This is a genomic window from Virgibacillus sediminis (assembly GCF_042643265.1).
Classification (GTDB): Bacteria; Bacillota; Bacilli; order Bacillales; family Amphibacillaceae; genus Virgibacillus_O; species Virgibacillus_O sediminis.
This window is the reverse complement of record NZ_JBHRRZ010000003.1, coordinates 21529-37507: the sequence shown is the minus strand read 5'-3', so window position 1 is coordinate 37507 and position 15979 is coordinate 21529. Positions and strand designations below refer to the sequence as shown.

Sequence of the window (15979 nt, the reverse complement as noted above, 5' to 3'; positions counted from 1 at the left end):
ATCCCCACCATTTGGGTATCACTCAGGAAACCATTAGCAGAAGGCTATCTCAGTTCCAGATGAATGGCTGGATTAATCAAAAAGGGCAAAGAGAAATAAAATGGCTGGATATAGAAGCACTCTCTGCTGTTTCCGAAGAATAAAAAAGGAACAGGGATGCTTCCCTGCTCCAGCTTTTATGAAAACATGGCGGTAGAATGTTTAGGCTGTATTCTTGCTTTAGGATCCATATAATTTTTTGCATTATTAATGGCTGTGGGCCCTTCACCAAACCCAGTGGCAATCAATTTGACTTTTCCCTCGTAAGTGCATATATCACCTGCAGCATAAATACCGGGTATATTTGTTTCCATTTTAGAGTTCACCACAATACTGTTTTTCTCAATATCAAGTCCCCACTCCTTGATAGGGCCGAGTGAAGAAACAAAGCCATAATTGCATAGAACCGTATCCACTTCCAATTCGACTTGATTAGTCCCCTTAACTTCATTTAAAATAAGCCGGTCAATTTGGCTGCTCGCTACTATATCCGAAGGGACATAGGGAGTTAGTATTTCCACGCTGGAATCCATCAGTTTCTCTACACTATGTTCGTGAGCACGGAACTTTTCCCGGCGGTGAACCAAAGTGACACTTTTAGCAATGGGCTCTAACATGAGGGCCCAATCAACTGCTGAATCTCCACCACCCAGCAATACTACATTCTGGTCTTTATACTGGTTCATATCCTTGACATGATAATGCAGATTCACCCCATCAAATTCCTCGCTGTTACCTACATTCAAACGACGCGGCTGGAAGGCTCCGTTGCCGGCTGTTATAATTATTGTCTTTGTATAATGAACTTCCTTATCAGTAGTCAGCTTCAAGGTACCATCTTCCAGGCGTTCCACTTTCTCAACTGCCTGTTCCAGTACAATTTCCGGATCGAACATCTTTGCCTGTTCTTCCAGATTATCAACAAGCTCTTGTGCACGTACCTTAGGGAAACCTGCAACATCGTATATATATTTCTCTGGATAAAGAGCGGTGAGCTGCCCGCCAGTATGTGGTAGACTTTCAAGTATTTTCACGCTTGCTTGGCGCATCCCCCCATAAAAAGCAGTGAACAATCCGACAGGGCCTGCACCAATTATGGTTACGTCATACACTTTTTCCGTCATGAGAAAACCTCTTTTCACTAAAATCATCAGACATTTCCATACTACCATAAATAAGATGTATGTTGTATGTTTCCTGTGTTCAGATAGCCAGTTGCTTTTGATTTTCTTTATAGATGGATATAATTGGCAAAATTGGATTTGCAGTTGAAATCAGCTTAAGGAGAAGTTATGATTAAGTTTGGCATTACAGTTGTGTAACAAAAATATTATTTTTATATTAATTTATATAGTACTGCATGCGGCAGCCTCGGGAAAATTCTGCTATATACCGGGGAACAGTCGCCTGCAGTAAATTAGCAAATGGAAGTGATTGGACATGCATAAGAAAAGTATAGTGATCCTCGGGGCTGGATATGGGGGAATCATGACGACTATAAAGTTGCAGAAAATGCTGCATGTCAACGAAGCGGAGATTACGCTGGTAAATATAAATGATTACCATTACCAGGCAACATGGCTTCACGAGAATGCAGCAGGAACATTGCATCATGAGCGGACTCGCATTGATATAAAAGATGTGGTCGATTTGAATAAAGTGAAATTTATCAAAGATAAAATACTTTGCATCAAACCACGTGAGAAAAAGGTAAAGTTGAAGAGACAGGAAATCGACTTTGATATCCTGGTGATCAGTTTGGGCTTTGAAGCTGCAACATTCGGAATCCCCGGCTTGGAGGACCATGCTTTTACCATAAGTGATATTAACAGCGCCAGACTACTAAGAGAGCATTTAGAGTACAACTTTGCCCTTTATCATAATGAACGGGAGAAAAATCCAGCAAGGCTGAATATTGTAGTGGGTGGTGGAGGATTTACTGGAATTGAATACATAGGGGAGCTAGCTAATAGGATTCCAGAACTATGTGAGGAATATGATATTGAGAAGACACAGGTGCGCCTGATCAATGTGGAGGCATCCTCGTCAATCTTGCCTGAGTTTGATCAGCAGCTTGCGGAATATGCCATGAATTCTCTCGAAGCACGGGGGGTAGAATTTATCACAGAGGCGGTAGTTACAGAATGCAATCCTGATAGTATCGTATATGAGAAGAATGGAAAAAAAGAAGAACTACCGACCATGACTACCGTATGGGCTGCTGGAGTAAAGGCTAATTCTATTGTCGAACATGCCGGGTTGGGGACCACTCATGGAAAAGTGGAAGTACGTAAAGACATGCGCACAACAGAATATGAGGATATTTTTGTTATGGGGGATTGTGCGCTGGTCCGTAATACGGACACAGGCAATCCATGCCCGCCAACGGCACAGATTGCCATTCAGCAATCGAAAATCGTTGCCCATAACATCAAGAGTTTAGTAGACGGGGGAGAGATGAAAGAATTTAAACCCCGCTTGATAGGAACGATAGCTTCGCTAGGCAATAATGATGCTGTTGGGTCGATTTACCGGCAGTACAAACTGCGGGGGTGGAAAGCAACGGTAGCAAAGAAGATGAGTGAAAATCAGTATCTTTTTAAGCTTGGCGGTTTTAGATTATTAATGAAAAAAGGGAAATTCAACTTTTTCTATTAGGAATAAAAATAGGGCAAGAGATTGGGATCGAAGAGTTTATCAAAAGAAGAATATGAACTGACTACTAATTTAGATGGCGGAGTTAGCCGCTGTGGATATATACCTTGCTAATTTAGTCTCTAGTTCATCTTCAGAGTTAAACAGCCTGGTTATATCCCAACCTCTTGCTTTTTTTCTATGTCCATATTAAGAGACATGCGGCTTGCCCTTCAAACAAGCTGTATTATAGAATGAAGGTTGTATATCGAGAGTCTTGAGGGGGAAAATTTTTGATCATCCAGATATTCATGTCTATTTTATTGTATTTTGTCATATTTTTTGGTATTGCATTTATTTTGAATATGCTGTTCAGGACGAAATGGCTGATGGCTTTTCTGTACCCGATTATCGTAATTATGATTGTTGATGATATATCCACTCTATTATATTTTACAGATACAGGGGAAGCATTCTCCATTCTTGCCGAAAGATTCGCCAATATCATGCCTATGGATATAGTTATATTACTATCAGGTTTTGCAGGCACCATTGTATCAGGAATCGTTATTAAAATGCTAAGAAAGAGAGGATATCAAATGTTCTAGTTTTCTTTGCATAAATTTTTGCAAAATAGGGAAGGATGACATCCAGAGAGGTGTTATCCATGAAATTTAAGAACTTCATCCGCAGATCAGGAATGATGCTGCTATTTATGCTTGCATTTATAGCAACGATGTCTTCCATTTCAAATATCTCCTTCGCGGAACTAGGCGGATGGAAGAAGGAAATACAGTTTTCTGCATTTCCCCCTGCTAATGTGGAGGAAAAGGAAACTGTCATTAAGGAAAAGCAGGTGAACCAGCTAGATTCAGAACACACATATATGGAAAGTGTAAACCTTGAAGAAGCCCTGGATCTGGAGCAATATCCGACAGCTCAAGTTGTAGCTACTGGATATACAGCGGGTGCAGAATCCACTGGAAAAACAGAAGGACATCCTAATTATGGTATTACCTATTCAGGTGTCGAGGTGAAGAGGGACTTGTATTCCACGATTGCAGCAGATTTAGATATTTATCCACTTGGTACGATTATGTATATTCCGGGCTATGGTTATGGAGTGGTCGCTGACAAGGGAAGTGCAATCAAAGGAAATAAGATTGATTTATATTATCCTACGGTAGAGGATGTATATGAACAATGGGGCAAACAGGAGCTAAATGTTTATATTGTGGAGTTGGGTGAGGGGACACTAAGTGAGGAAGTGCTAACTGAACTCAATGAAGATGAATCCATGCAGGTTTTCAGGCAAGAAATAATGAAATGAAGAGAAAAGAAGCTTCCAACAGGAAGCTTCTTTTCTTTTCAGTAAGTAAGAAATAAAAAGCTTAGGCTTGTACCGTCTATCAGCTGTCCTTGAGCGGCATTCGGTAAGGCGGTACACAGGTGTCCTATCCCATTGTGTCTGACTAAAACAGTGGATAGAGCAAAAACGCAATGACAACACCGGTTATTCCGCCGAAAAAGACTTCGATCGGCTGATGTCCCAGAAGCTCCTTCAATTCCTCCCGTTTTTCATATTCTTCCTTCCTGTTCCAGTCTTTTGCGCCGTCCACAAAATATTGAAAGTCCTTGATCAATTGATTAATGACTATTGCCTGCTCTCCAGCTTGTCTGCGGACTCCGGAGGCATCATACATGGTGATGATACTGAAAACGAAGGCCACCGCGAAAACGCTCGAGGTAACTCCCTCAATAATTCCAATGCCTGTCGTAAGTGCAGCTACTGCAGCCGAATGACTGCTTGGCATTCCGCCTGTGCTGAAGGCCAAGCTGATGTTCCATTCTCTTGCCACCAGCAGTTTAATCGGAATCTTAATTACCTGTGCAAAGATGATCGCTGACAAAGCAGCCATGATAGGGAAGTTTAGAAATAATTCCATAAGCGTGCAGACATCCTTCCAATGAGGTTAAGAGTCAGACAGAGATCGCCTCCATGGCAACTCTGTTAATTATCGTCAATTTTATCATAAGAGAAGGGGGAAAGACCACGTATAACACATGGCTTCGAATTAGTAGTAAAAGAAAATTGTTGCTCTTTCGGTCGGGTGCTAATAAAAGATCCCCTTCATCACGAGCGAGAAGGGGATAATCTTTAAAATACCGACGATTACTTTACAGCCGAATCAAGGGCAATTTCCATCATTTCGTTAAATGTTGTCTGCCGTTCTTCGGCGGTAGTCTCCTCGCCTGTGAGGATATGGTCGGAAACCGTTAATACGGAAAGGGCTTGACGTCCATACTTTGCAGCCAAGGTATAAAGGGCGGCAGTTTCCATTTCGACCGCCAGCACCTTATATTTGGCTAGCAGTTCATTAACTTCTTTTGCATTATCTCTATAGAAGGTATCACTGGTGAAGACATTTCCGACACGAAGGTTCAGACCTTTTTCCATGCCTGCATCATAGGCATTCTTCAGAAGGTCAAAGTCTGCAATGGGTGCGTAATCAATCTCGCCGAAAACCATACGGTTTACCCGTGAATCGGTCGTGGAGCCTTGAGCCAAGAGGACATCACGGAGTTTTACATCTTCCTGGATCGCTCCGCATGTCCCGACACGGATCAGCTTCTTTACATCGTAGCTTTGAATCAATTCATCAACATAGATGGAAATGGAAGGAACCCCCATTCCGGTTCCTTGTACGGATACTCTTTCGCCTTTATATGTGCCTGTAAACCCCAGCATTCCCCGTACTTCATTGTACTGGGTTACATTTTCGAGGAAATTTTCAGCAATGTATTTCGCTCTTAACGGGTCACCTGGCAATAGGATTTTATCAGCAATTGCTCCTTGTTCTGCTCCAATATGCACACTCATGGTTTATTCCTCCTAGAAAAGGGTAAGTTACAAAGTAAAGTTATCACAACCCGTATGGAAAGACAAATTATTCTTGTCGAAACAAGCGCTTTTTTGTTTCAAAACCACATATTTTTGTATATACTATACGTAGTCCAGATTTCACTGACCCAGTGATCCTGTACAAAATTTAACATCTCAGAAAAAATAGCGTTGGAAGGATGATTTTTAATGAAAGAACGTACGTTTACAATTACTGCAGAGACTGGGGTTCACGCACGTCCAGCCACTTTGCTGGTGAATAAAGCAGGTCAATATGAGTCTGAAGTGGAAGTTTCCTACAATGATAAGAAAGTTAATCTGAAATCCATCATGGGAGTTATGTCACTTGGTATCCCTAAAAATGCCGAGATCAAGATTATTGCGTCAGGCAGTGATGAGGAAGAAGCGCTTGAAGGTGTTTCTGAAGTAGTAAAAGAGCATTTAGGAGAGTAAAAGCTGGGCCGGAGATTAATCTCCGGCTTTTGTTATTTTTAGCAACAATCCGAGCAGGTATACCGACCGTTTTATAGGATCAATCAATAGAAGTGTTTTCTGTAATAGTTTTCTTCGAGGCCATTAAGAGTCTGAAGTGCTTTGTCATTATACGCCGTTTTTTCAGAAGTAAGCTTTTCTCTATAGGCCTCGACAGCCTGCTTCAAGGATATTCCATATTCCGGAATGGCATTGGGATATGCATGCACCGCAGGTTTTTTTACATTCATTTTTTCATGGTGGGCCAGTGCTTTTCGTTCATGGAAAAACACTCCTTCTACCTGGCCGGGGTTATGCAGATCTCCTTGCATAGGGTGTTTTGCGACAGCTAGTACTTCAACCAAATAATGGCTTCCCCGTTCCTCTACAACTTTTCCGATGTAAGTCCCTGACTTATAGTGGGCTTTTACAGTTTCGCCTATTTTCACTTCAGCCATAATCATCTCCCCCTTAAACATATTCTCGCAAAAATGTAACAGAATAGCGAACATTTTCCTGCTGATGTTTAGGAAGACTAAGATCTTTGATATAATATCTGCAAAGGATGTGAGAGAAATGATGCCATTTTTGTATTTTCCTGAGGATAAATCGGAATATCTGCCAGCTATATTGATTTTAACTCTTTTTATCATTCTTGCCGTCGGTGCTCTGTACGGTTTCTATAAATACTCCAAAAAAGAAGAACGCAGGTTTAATGAAAAATATCAAGAAGAAATCCGTTATGCCGAGGAAAATGATGACCGTTACTGAGTTAAATAATTATGATAACTACTAGTTTCCCTCTTTCAGCAAGGAGGGTTTTTATGTTTACCCTTTGGGTTTCTTGTTGATACTTATACCAAAAGAAACCAAAGGAGCAGACGGTATGCGTTTATTAATTCTTTTTTTTACTATCATGCTTGCCTCTTGTCAGACTGACAGTGAAACAAGCAGGACGGTCGAAATGTATAACGGTTCTGGTGACATGGTGGGAACAGTGGAGCTTAGTGAACAGGAATCCGGTGTTCAGGCGAAGATTAGTCTGGAGGGATTGGAGCCCGGATATCATGGGGTCCATATACATGAATTCCCCAAGTGTGAAGGGCCGGATTTCACTTCTGCCGGAAACCACTTCAACCCGGATGGAAATGAGCATGGACTGATGCATCCGGAGGGCTCTCACCTCGGTGATATGCCGAATGTAGAGGCGGACGCCGGTGGGCTCGTGGAAGCGGAGCTGATGTTGCCGGAAGCGACTTTGAAGGATGGAAAAAATTCTATTCTAAGAGAAGAGGGGACATCCATTATCGTCCATGAAGGCCAAGATGATGGGGTAAGCCAGCCTGGTGGGGAATCGGGGAACCGAATAATCTGTGGGGAAATTAAAGCAGAGCAGGAACCAGAAACCGGCGAGTCTCCTACCGATCCGACAGATCAAAATGAAGATCAAGAAGAATAAATAAAACGGCCTGAGGAGACAGGCCGTTTTATTTATTGCCTATTTATTAAGTGCATCGATAATCCGTTTTACGCCTTCTTCTACAGTGGCTTTTGGGCAGGCCAGATTCATACGCATGAACGTCTCTCCATCGGTACCGTAATCCTTTCCAGTATTCAAGCCTACCTTTGCCTCATATGTCATGAATTTTTTCAGCTCATTACTGTTCATTCCTAAAGCAGTACAGTCCATCCATAAGAGATAGGTTCCTTCTGCCTGAATGACTTTTATATCTGTATGCTTTTCTAACTGTTCTTTAGCATAGTTGTAATTGTCCTTCAGCACGGCTCTTAATTCATCAAGCCACTCTTCCCCATGCAGGTATGCTGCTTCCATTGCAGTGTCTCCCATGGTGTTCAACATTCCATGGCCTTGTTTAGCCAAGTGTTCACCCAGCGCCTTCTTTTTCTCCATGTCCGTTGTAATGATATATGAAGCTTGCAGCCCCGCAAGGTTGAAGGTCTTGGACGGCGACATACAGGTGATGGTACGGTCTGCAGTTTCCTTGGATAGGGAAGCTATAGGAATATGCTTTTGTTCCCCCGGATAGATGATATCTGCATGTATTTCATCTGAAAGGATTAAAACATGATGCTTGTTGCAAAGCTCCGCCATTTTTTCGAGCTCGTCTTTCTTCCATACCCGGCCTACCGGATTATGCGGGGAACATAGGATGAAAGCTTTGACTCCCTGTTTTAATTTCTCCTCGAAATCTGCAAAATCGATGGTATAATAGTTCCCTTCGAGCACGAGCGGATTCTTGATGACGTTGCGGTCATGTTGCTGGATAACCTTATAAAATGGTGTGTACACCGGGGTCTGAATAAGAATATCATCACCTGGAGATGTAAATGCCTGTACAGCCATATGTAAACTGGTTACTACTCCTGGACTGAATGTGAGCCAATCTGGATTGATTTCCCAGTTATGCCTTTTTCCGATCCAATTAATAATGGAAGATTTAACATCATCATCGGTTACCGTATAGCCGTAAATTCCATGCTTTGCCCGCTGAATGATGGCATCGTTCACTGCTTGGGGCGCCTGGAAATCCATATCTGCAACCCACATAGGAAGCACATCTGAAGATTGAAAAACAGGTTGAAGCATGTCCCATTTCATGGATCGTGTATTCTTACGGTCGTGTACAATATCAAAAATACCCATAATAAACCTCCTGCTGCTAAGTTACCATCTATTATAACAAACTTTGATTAAAAACTCTTTTCAGCAGTTTGAAGGTAAATTGCCCAAAAAAAAGCAAAGCGTTAAAAACGCTTTGCCTACAGGGGGAATACGAGAAAGTCTTACAGTTATAGTATTACCCCGGGTAAAAAAAATATAAACATCTTTTTATAAAACTTTTTTCAGAAAGGGAATAAAATTTTAATGCTGTCCCTCACGGTTAGTGCTAAAGCACTTTCAACGCTGTTCGGCGCGCCTAGCTTTTACATCGCTCATATGGGGAATTAGAGTCTTTTCTCCAATTCCTCTTTTTCTTTTTCAAATCCGGGCTTACCAAGAAGAGCAAACATATTTTTCTTGTATGCCTCCACTCCAGGCTGGTCAAACGGGTTGACACCTAGAAGGTATCCGCTGATGGCACATGCCTTCTCAAAGAAATAGACCAAATAGCCGAATGTATAAGCATCTAATTCAGGAACTTCTACAATTAAGTTTGGTACGTCACCGTCAGTATGTGCCAATAAGGTACCTTGGAATGCTTTGTCATTAATTTCATGGATAGTTTTTCCTGCCAAGTAGTTCAATCCGTCGGAATTGTTATCTTCTGCTTCAAGAGTCATATCCTTCTTAGGCTTATTTACATGCAAAACGGTTTCGAAGATGTTTCTTCGTCCTTCCTGGATATACTGCCCTAAAGAATGGAGGTCAGTAGTGAAATTGGCGGAAGAAGGGTAGATGCCCTTTTGATCCTTCCCTTCACTTTCACCAAATAATTGTTTCCACCATTCGGCGAAATACTGCAGGTGGGGTTCATAATTGATCAGCAGTTCTGTTACCTTTCCTTTATTGTAGAGAATATTCCTTGCCGCAGCATATTGATAGGCAGGATTGTTGGAGAGGCTTGAGTCGCTCAGATCGACCATTGCATCTTTTGCTCCCTGCATCATATCCTCAATGGAAATTCCGCTTACAGCAATCGGCAGCAATCCTACGGCAGTGAGAACAGAATATCTGCCGCCAACATCATCAGGGATGACAAATGTTTCATAGCCCGCTTCATCGGCTGAAGTCTTTAGGGCACCCTTTTCCTTGTCTGTTGTTGCATAGATTCGTTTTGTAGCTTCTTCTACACCATACTTCTCTTCCAGGTATTTTTTGAAGATACGGAAGGACAGAGCCGGTTCAGTAGTCGTTCCGCTTTTGGAAATAACATTGATGGATACGTCTTTATCCTTTAACACATCGAACAGTTCACTCATATAAGTGGAACTCATGTGATGGCCGACAAAAATAACCTGCGGGGCATTTCTGTCTTCTTTAGAGAGCAAGTTCTGGAAAGAGTGGTTCAGCATTTCCAATGCAGCCTTCGCCCCAAGATAGGATCCGCCAATTCCGATGACAAGCAGGATATCGGAATCTTTTCGAATTTTTTCAGCGCTTGCCTGTATACGGGAAAACTCTTCTTTATCATAATTTTCCGGCAGGTTAACCCAACCGGTGAAATCATTGCCGGCTCCAGTTTTATTGTGAAGTTCATTATGAGCTGTTTCAACATATCTGCTGAGGTGCTCGAGTTCATTTTCTTTAAAGAATGTTAGTGCTTTGTCGTAGTTGAATGATACATGTGTCATCTGAAAATCCTCCTTGGGTGGAATAAATTAGTTATGTGTATTACTTTAACCAAGCACCCGAAGGAAATCAAGGGTAGAGTATGCATATATTTCACCTAAGCGCTTACAATAATGCATGACTAAGGAAGAAATGGAGGTGTTTCTATATGAATGGTTTGCAGCGGTCTGCTCTGGTACTTACTGTTATCGGCGCGATCAATTGGGGACTCATTGGCCTATTCCAATTTGATCTGGTAGCAGCTATTTTTGGTGGAGGAGAACAAAGTGCTGCTTTTGCACGCCTCATATATGCATTAGTCGGAATCGCCGGTTTGATCAATCTTGCCCTCCTTTTTCGGGGAGAAGGATCGGAAGAGGGCGAAAGACGCCGTGTACCGAGACACGCTAACAGATAAAATAAAGGCATAGCCATATCTCTATGACTATGCCTTTATCGCTTTATTTTTTAGATTGGTCGATCCATTCCTGCAGCTTGTCTTTTAATGTATTGAAGCCGGCAGTATCATTATCCTGCTGTTTAGGGGAATTATTTCTTGGATTGCCAGCAGGTTTTTTCGGTGCTTCTTCTGTAGCACGGATGGACAGAGATACTTTATTCTTTTCTTCATCCACGTTTAATACCTTCACTTTGACTTCTTCACCGACGGATAAATGTTCATTTATATCTTTTACATATCCATGGGTAATTTCAGAAATATGAACCAACCCTTGAACTTCTTCGTCCAGGGCTACAAATGCTCCGTATGGTTGAATCCCAGTAACTTTACCTTCAATTATTTGCCCGCTCTCAAATTTTACACTCACGCTTGAACAACTCCTATACCTATATTCGATTCTTTTTACACAATATATTATTATATCAGAAGAAAGCTGATATAGCAAAAATAAATTGATGCCCCAGTTCACCTAGGAAGAAGGCAGATAAGTATATCATCTTTTTGAAGCCGGAACTCATGTCCAGGGTTCACCATCCATTCTTTCTCTCTTAATATACCGATCAGTAGCATTTGATCAAGAAGAAGTTTTTTGGAGGCCGCTTGGAACGTCTGGTTTACCAGTTCAGAAGGGACATTTCTATGGCGGAATGCCTGGCTTTTCAATAGGTTCAATGTGTCTTCAAAAGGCATGGCAGCTTTATCTCTGGACATTTCGTGGTACAAAAGGGCACTCATGAAATCATTTGTTCTCAAGATGGTGGTGGCTCCTGCCCGAATGGCGTTCTCGACTTGTATTCCCGACAGAATCTCTGCAATGATGGGGATATCCTCATTATTGCCTCGTACCGCTACGGTTGTCAGAATGGTGAAATTGTCAGCCTGCCGCTCCTTCTCTGTTGTGTCCGCTGTTATAATGACACACTTTGCATGCTTTATGTTTGCCTGTTGCAATGTATAATCTTCTGTTGCATCCCCATGAATGAAATGGACAGGATAGTGCTGGTAAGCAAGAGAGTTCAGGGTACGATCAATAAGGACAATGCGTAAATCGGGGTTCTTGTCCAATGCTATATCAACAAGCTGCCTGGTACGTTCATTCCATCCTATAAATACAAGGTGCCCTCCGCCTTTAAAAGCAACTTTCCCCTTTTCTAGATTATATTCATGGTTGATTGCAACAGCAGAAAAGCGTGAGATATAGAAAGCTATAAGTCCTCCACCTGTCAATATTAACAGCAATGCAAGAATTCTTCCGGGCAGGCTCAAAGGAACGTAATCCCCATACCCCACTGTAGCAGCAGTGACAAACGCCCACCAGACCCCCTCAAATGCGGTAGGGAACTGATCCGGTTCAATATAGTGGATAGCAGTTCCGGCAAGCGTCATGATGAGAACAATAATGAGCAGCAGTCTAATGATTATAGGAATGTTATAGTAGACTTGTTTGAATAGTTTTATCGACATAATCCATTTCACCCCACACATTTATCTAGTATGGTGGAAAGCGGGGATGCTTATACAAATAGCAATGGCTGACATTCAATGATGTCAGCCATTGCTTTATATTATATTCTCTTGAGCTCTTGTTTGATACTTTTATAGGTATCCAGCCAGAAGTCCTGGTTGTCCCGAAAAGTTTTTGTCATGAAGAAGAGCATCTCCTTGAATTTTTGTTCATACCCTTCCGCATCTTTTTCGGGCAGGGCGTCTTTTGCATTGTCTACAAATTGCTGGACTTCTTTGGCACGCGGTCCCCAGACTGCTGCTTCATTTCCATTCTCATCTATAAAAATGAATATGGGAATGGATCGGGATGTGCCGTTGGTCAGATATTGGTCCATTAATTCCAGGTTCTCATCCCTCAGTAGCATACGGATATCGATATCAGCTGCTTCCGCAAGGCGAAGGAGCACTGGTACATTCATCATGGCATCTCCACACCAATCCTCGGTCAATATGATCGCCCTCAGATTCCTGTCCTTTATTTGTCTAAAGACTTCTTCATCCTCAGGCAGTTGAAAATGGTCATACACATGCAGGAGATTTTCCTTATGCTTATTCATCGACTCGATGTACGTGTCTGGTGACATTCCTTTTTCAAACCAGTCATTCAATTCCATATATGCTCGCTCCTCGTTAATCAGTTATTTTAAATTTTACCGATTAATCCCTCCTCCGTAAAGTCTAAAGGCAGGGCGAGAGACATAGGCAAAAGACAATGGCATGCTGGGACATCTACCAGTTCTCTCTTGATAGGATGTTTCTCCTTTACCATGTTATTTGCTATGATGAAAACAAACAAATAAAAGGAGGAAATCCATTGTCTATAGATAATCAAGATTTTTTATTGGAGCTGTTACATACCCCATCCCCATCCAGCATGGAGATGCAAATACAGAAGAAATGGATTAATTATGTAAAGGGATTTGCAGATGAAATTAGGACTGACCATGCCGGAAATGCCATAGGGATATTGAATCCCGAGGCACCATTCAAGGTAATGATTGCCGGCCATATAGATGAGATCGGGCTTGTTATAAATCGTGTGGATGAGGAAGGCTTTCTCCACTTTGAAAAAATGGGGGGGATTAATCCCAAAGCTGCAGTAGGAATGAAGGTGACAGTCCTCGGTGCAGGTAAAACTATTACTGGAGTAATTGGAGTTAATGCGCAGCACCATGGCGGTTTGAAAGATGACTTTGACTTGAGCGATCTTTTTATTGACTGTGGGTTCAAAACGAAAGCTGAGGCAAAAGCACATGTACAGATAGGGGACCTGGCTGTTTATAAAAGGGAATCAGAGATATTGATGGACCGTTATGTTTCTGGACGAGGGCTTGATAATAGGACGGGTGCTTTCATTGTAGCGGAGGTGCTGAAACGATTGGCTGAGGGCGGAACTAAGGTAGGTATTTATGCAGCCAGCACTGTCAATGAAGAAACCAATATGGGAGGAGCTTATTTTGCAGCTGCTGGAATCCAACCGGATTTGGCGATTGCCTGTGATGTAACATTTGCTACTGACTATCCGGGAGTAAATAAAAATAAGCACGGAGATGTCCGCTTGGAAAATGGGCCGGTATTGGCAAAAGGGGCACCGGTAAACATTAAAATAAATAAGATGTTGGAAGAGACAGCTGAAAAATTGAAAATGAATGTTCAGTATGAACTTACCCCTAGGATGACGGGAACCGATGCTGACCGGATGCGGTTGACCGGCAAGGGTGTGCCAGTATCTTTAGTTTCCCTGCCTTTAAGGTATATGCACTCTCCGGTCGAAACTGTCAGCCTAAAAGATATGGAGGAGGAGATCGAGCTGCTTGTCAACATGCTTTCGTCACTGACTGGAAAGGAGAGTCTGAATCCTTTAGAAGACTGATTCTTTATGCAGGCCGATAAAAAATTCTGGTGCAACAAAGAAGAGCTAACCAGTTGGTCAGCTCTTCTTTGTTCCTCTATTCTTCCTCTTCTACAAGGTTACGGGCAGTAGGTAATGCTTCCAGTCGCTCTACAGGTATTTCTTTCCTGGACTTTTCACTTAATCCGAATGTTCCTTTCTCGATCTTCTCCAAGGCATCGTCAATATCCTGAAGTCGTTCTTCCCGTACCATGTTGAGACCGGCATCCCTTTGCTGTTCGAATTGCTCGGTACCCATATCGCCGGGGTGGTTGTCATAGTCAGCAAGTTCCTGGATGTTATCATTCGGGCTGTTTTCCCTGTTCTCTGTCACTTTTTCTTCGTTCTCTTCCTTCATCTCTAGTAAGCGTTTTTTGAAATATTCTATTTGATCCTTATTGAGATGGTTACTCATTCTTGATCTCCTTTCCTATTTCCCGGTTTTAGGCATGATCCTTACCGTACATCTGGAGATGCTTATGAGCTGTTCCTGTTCATCTACAATCTTCACTTCCCATACCATGGAAGTTTTTCCTTTATGAATAGGAATTGCCTTTGCTGTAACTACTCCGTCCCGTTTGCTCTTGATGTGGCTGGAATTGATTTCTGTTCCGAAGATATTCACTTTATCTACATCGACATGAGAAACCGCTCCTATACTTGCTGCGGTTTCTGCAAGGGCCGCGGAAGCACCGCCATGCAGGAATCCTGCTGGCTGGCGTGTCCGTCCATCTACAGGCATAGTCACCAGAACAGCGTCTTCTTTCAGGGAGAGAACTTCCATTCCCAAGGCTTCCATCAGTGTATTATTAAAGCTGTTCAATTAAAGCATCTCCTTAAAAAAATGTACTGATCAATAGAGATAATCCTAACAGCACCCCATACATGGTGTTCGTCTTTCCTGTAGCGGTCATTGCCGGCATCATTTCCAGCGGTGTGCTGCTCGTGCGGAATTTCCTAATCACTTCCACAGCTTTCGGGATGCTCAGAAATGTAATAATCGACCATAAAGGTAGCACTCCTGCAAAAATTAGAATCGCGGTGGCTATATAGGCAGCTATAAACATGCCTGCTAAAAAGCGTATGGCATTTTTTCTGCCTAAAAGAATAGCTATGGTTTTCCGGCCATTTTCTTTATCACCTTCAAGGTCGCGTATGTTATTCGACATCATAATTCCACCGATGAACAGAGCGACAGGCACGGAGACCAAAACAACTCCGGCAGTCAGCTCTCCGGTTTGGATGAAGTAGCTGATCCCGATGATGATCGTTCCCATGAAGAAACCGGAAAAGGCCTCTCCAAGCGGGGTGTAAGCAATCGGTACAGGCCCTCCAGTATATAAATAGCCGAATAGCATTGAGACTAAACCAATGACCGCTATCCACCAGCTGGACTGCATACAAATATAAACTCCCAACAGAATCGCAATACCAAAGAAGACCAATGCAAGATTCAGGATGGTTTTTGGTGCTATTCCATCTCGGACGATTGTTCCGCCAATACCTACAGAATCCTCCGTATCTAGTCCTCGTACAAAGTCATAATACTCATTAAACATATTGGTTGCGGATTGGATAAGCATGCTGGCTGCGAGCATTGCAAGAAATAATATAATATTTATAGATTCCTCAGTCAAAGCAAGCATGGATCCGATAAAAACGGGGACAAATGAGGCTGTAAGTGTATGGGGGCGAAGCAGGCGCCACCATACCTGGAATCCCTCTTTTTCATTCAATGCTTTCTTAACATCGATTTTATTTGTAGATTGCATTTAAAACTCCTCC

General features: G+C 42.3%; 21 protein-coding genes. 9 read left to right on the top strand and 12 right to left on the bottom strand.

From position 1 onward, the window contains the following. Positions 1-11: 11 nt before the first annotated feature. Positions 12-143 carry a helix-turn-helix domain-containing protein gene (locus ACFODW_RS02065; RefSeq protein WP_390302209.1) on the top strand — a complete coding sequence of 44 codons (132 nt, stop codon included), beginning with the start codon at positions 12-14 and terminating at the stop codon, positions 141-143. Positions 144-176: 33 nt separating this feature from the next. On the opposite strand, the gene ACFODW_RS02060 is transcribed toward ACFODW_RS02065, so the two are convergent. Next, positions 177-1163: an NAD(P)/FAD-dependent oxidoreductase gene (locus ACFODW_RS02060; protein ID WP_390302206.1), complete on the bottom strand. Its 987-nt coding sequence runs from the start codon at positions 1161-1163 to the stop codon at positions 177-179. 316 nt (positions 1164-1479) lie between these two features. Here ACFODW_RS02060 and ACFODW_RS02055 point away from each other — a divergent pair, with 316 nt between their 5' ends. From ACFODW_RS02055 to ACFODW_RS02045, 3 genes are all read left to right on the top strand, one after another. Beyond that, the gene (locus ACFODW_RS02055; RefSeq protein ID WP_390302203.1) at positions 1480-2697 is read left to right on the top strand and encodes an NAD(P)/FAD-dependent oxidoreductase; all 1218 of its coding nucleotides are present in this window, start codon (positions 1480-1482) and stop codon (positions 2695-2697) included. Between the two features lie 272 nt (positions 2698-2969). Further along, positions 2970-3281 (top strand): YuiB family protein, encoded by a 312-nt coding sequence (locus tag ACFODW_RS02050; protein ID WP_390302811.1) that lies wholly within the window; start codon positions 2970-2972, stop codon positions 3279-3281. Between the two features lie 59 nt (positions 3282-3340). Next, on the top strand, positions 3341-4003 hold the full coding sequence (locus tag ACFODW_RS02045; RefSeq protein WP_390302201.1) for a 3D domain-containing protein: 663 nt from the start codon (positions 3341-3343) through the stop codon (positions 4001-4003). Between the two features lie 142 nt (positions 4004-4145). Here the strand turns inward: ACFODW_RS02045 and ACFODW_RS02040 are convergent, their stop codons facing one another. Both ACFODW_RS02040 and deoD read right to left on the bottom strand, forming a co-directional pair. After that, a complete protein-coding gene (locus ACFODW_RS02040; RefSeq protein WP_390302198.1) occupies positions 4146-4619 on the bottom strand; it encodes a divergent PAP2 family protein in 474 nt (157 codons plus the stop codon). A 227-nt stretch (positions 4620-4846) separates the two neighbouring features. Then, a complete protein-coding gene (gene deoD, locus ACFODW_RS02035; protein WP_390302195.1) occupies positions 4847-5554 on the bottom strand; it encodes a purine-nucleoside phosphorylase in 708 nt (235 codons plus the stop codon). A 210-nt stretch (positions 5555-5764) separates the two neighbouring features. On the opposite strand from deoD, the gene ACFODW_RS02030 reads away from it, so the two are divergent. Further along, on the top strand, positions 5765-6028 hold the full coding sequence (locus ACFODW_RS02030; RefSeq protein ID WP_390302192.1) for a phosphocarrier protein HPr: 264 nt from the start codon (positions 5765-5767) through the stop codon (positions 6026-6028). Positions 6029-6111: 83 nt separating this feature from the next. Here ACFODW_RS02030 and ACFODW_RS02025 read toward each other — a convergent pair whose 3' ends face one another. Further along, the gene (locus tag ACFODW_RS02025) at positions 6112-6504 is read right to left on the bottom strand and encodes a kinase-associated lipoprotein B (protein WP_390302189.1); all 393 of its coding nucleotides are present in this window, start codon (positions 6502-6504) and stop codon (positions 6112-6114) included. Positions 6505-6622: 118 nt separating this feature from the next. Between ACFODW_RS02025 and ACFODW_RS02020 the strand changes: the two genes are divergently transcribed. Continuing rightward, on the top strand, positions 6623-6817 hold the full coding sequence (locus tag ACFODW_RS02020; protein WP_390302186.1) for a hypothetical protein: 195 nt from the start codon (positions 6623-6625) through the stop codon (positions 6815-6817). A 115-nt stretch (positions 6818-6932) separates the two neighbouring features. Then, positions 6933-7505 (top strand): superoxide dismutase family protein, encoded by a 573-nt coding sequence (locus ACFODW_RS02015; protein ID WP_390302183.1) that lies wholly within the window; start codon positions 6933-6935, stop codon positions 7503-7505. 39 nt (positions 7506-7544) lie between these two features. Here the strand turns inward: ACFODW_RS02015 and ACFODW_RS02010 are convergent, their stop codons facing one another. Together ACFODW_RS02010 and ACFODW_RS02005 are read right to left on the bottom strand one after the other, a co-directional pair. Continuing rightward, positions 7545-8711, bottom strand: a complete 1167-nt coding sequence (locus tag ACFODW_RS02010) for a MalY/PatB family protein (protein ID WP_390302180.1) — start codon at positions 8709-8711, stop codon at positions 7545-7547. A gap of 302 nt (positions 8712-9013) precedes the next feature. After that, the gene (locus ACFODW_RS02005) at positions 9014-10360 is read right to left on the bottom strand and encodes a glucose-6-phosphate isomerase (protein ID WP_390302177.1); all 1347 of its coding nucleotides are present in this window, start codon (positions 10358-10360) and stop codon (positions 9014-9016) included. Between the two features lie 146 nt (positions 10361-10506). On the opposite strand from ACFODW_RS02005, the gene ACFODW_RS02000 reads away from it, so the two are divergent. Beyond that, on the top strand, positions 10507-10755 hold the full coding sequence (locus ACFODW_RS02000; RefSeq protein ID WP_390302174.1) for a DUF378 domain-containing protein: 249 nt from the start codon (positions 10507-10509) through the stop codon (positions 10753-10755). 43 nt (positions 10756-10798) lie between these two features. On the opposite strand, the gene yugI is transcribed toward ACFODW_RS02000, so the two are convergent. The 3 genes from yugI to ACFODW_RS01985 all read right to left on the bottom strand — a co-directional run bounded on the left by yugI (position 10799) and on the right by ACFODW_RS01985 (position 12917). Next, on the bottom strand, positions 10799-11164 hold the full coding sequence (yugI, locus tag ACFODW_RS01995; RefSeq protein ID WP_390302171.1) for a S1 domain-containing post-transcriptional regulator GSP13: 366 nt from the start codon (positions 11162-11164) through the stop codon (positions 10799-10801). A 98-nt stretch (positions 11165-11262) separates the two neighbouring features. Continuing rightward, the gene (locus tag ACFODW_RS01990; RefSeq protein WP_390302168.1) at positions 11263-12261 is read right to left on the bottom strand and encodes a potassium channel family protein; all 999 of its coding nucleotides are present in this window, start codon (positions 12259-12261) and stop codon (positions 11263-11265) included. A 101-nt stretch (positions 12262-12362) separates the two neighbouring features. Then, the gene (locus tag ACFODW_RS01985) at positions 12363-12917 is read right to left on the bottom strand and encodes a thioredoxin family protein (RefSeq protein WP_390302165.1); all 555 of its coding nucleotides are present in this window, start codon (positions 12915-12917) and stop codon (positions 12363-12365) included. A gap of 260 nt (positions 12918-13177) precedes the next feature. Between ACFODW_RS01985 and ACFODW_RS01980 the strand changes: the two genes are divergently transcribed. After that, positions 13178-14176, top strand: coding sequence for a M20/M25/M40 family metallo-hydrolase (locus ACFODW_RS01980; RefSeq protein WP_390302808.1), 999 nt, complete (start codon positions 13178-13180; stop codon positions 14174-14176). A 76-nt stretch (positions 14177-14252) separates the two neighbouring features. Here ACFODW_RS01980 and ACFODW_RS01975 read toward each other — a convergent pair whose 3' ends face one another. Genes ACFODW_RS01975 through ACFODW_RS01965 form a run of 3 tightly spaced genes read right to left on the bottom strand, consistent with a single transcriptional unit; the run spans position 14253 to position 15966 of the window. Further along, positions 14253-14609: a hypothetical protein gene (locus ACFODW_RS01975; protein ID WP_390302162.1), complete on the bottom strand. Its 357-nt coding sequence runs from the start codon at positions 14607-14609 to the stop codon at positions 14253-14255. A gap of 15 nt (positions 14610-14624) precedes the next feature. Further along, positions 14625-14993, bottom strand: coding sequence for a hotdog fold thioesterase (locus tag ACFODW_RS01970; RefSeq protein ID WP_390302805.1), 369 nt, complete (start codon positions 14991-14993; stop codon positions 14625-14627). A gap of 37 nt (positions 14994-15030) precedes the next feature. Beyond that, on the bottom strand, positions 15031-15966 hold the full coding sequence (locus ACFODW_RS01965) for a 1,4-dihydroxy-2-naphthoate polyprenyltransferase (protein ID WP_390302159.1): 936 nt from the start codon (positions 15964-15966) through the stop codon (positions 15031-15033). Between the last annotated feature and the right edge of the window lie 13 nt (positions 15967-15979).